The sequence below is a fragment of the Halomonas sp. ND22Bw genome (genome assembly GCF_003011945.1).
In the GTDB taxonomy this organism is placed as follows: domain Bacteria; phylum Pseudomonadota; class Gammaproteobacteria; order Pseudomonadales; family Halomonadaceae; genus Halomonas; species Halomonas halophila.
This window is the reverse complement of sequence record NZ_PXWD01000098.1, coordinates 1-515: the sequence shown is the minus strand read 5'-3', so window position 1 is coordinate 515 and position 515 is coordinate 1. Positions and strand designations below refer to the sequence as shown.

Below are 515 nucleotides of genomic sequence, written 5' to 3'. Positions count from 1 at the left end.
AGGGCGCGGATATCGACGATCTTGGTCATGTTATCTCGTCCTTAGCGTGTCAGCGTTGAGGGAAAATCAGGCAATCTCGAGCGGCGCGAAGCCCTTGACCAGGTCGTCCAGCGCCCTGAGCTGGGCGAGGAAGGGCTCGAGCTTGTCGAGCGGCAGGGCGCAGGGGCCATCGCACTTGGCATTGTCCGGATCCGGGTGGGACTCCAGGAACACCCCGGCCAGCCCCACGGCCACGCCGGCCCGCGCCAGCTCGGCGACCTGTTCGGCCGTGTGGTTGGACGTGCCGATGGCCCGCACCTTTCCCGCCTGCACCAGCCGGTCCAACGCGCGCAGCGTCTCGTCCTGCGGCGTCAGCGGGTCGGGCCAGTGGGTCTGATACAGGTCGATGTAGTCCGTCTGAAGCCGACGCAAGCTGTCTTCGACCGCCTTCTCGATCCAGACGGGCGACAGGTCCTTGTGGCCCTGGCCCATGTCGGAGCCGACCTTGGTGAAAATCTTGACCGCGTCGCGATCGC

Annotated in this window: 1 protein-coding gene; it reads right to left on the bottom strand. The window is 66.2% G+C overall.

Going from position 1 to position 515, the window contains the following annotated elements:
• Positions 1-66: 66 nt before the first annotated feature.
• The coding region (locus CVH10_RS26590; RefSeq protein WP_219924735.1) for an aldo/keto reductase at positions 67-515 on the bottom strand (449 nt) is incomplete at its 5' end.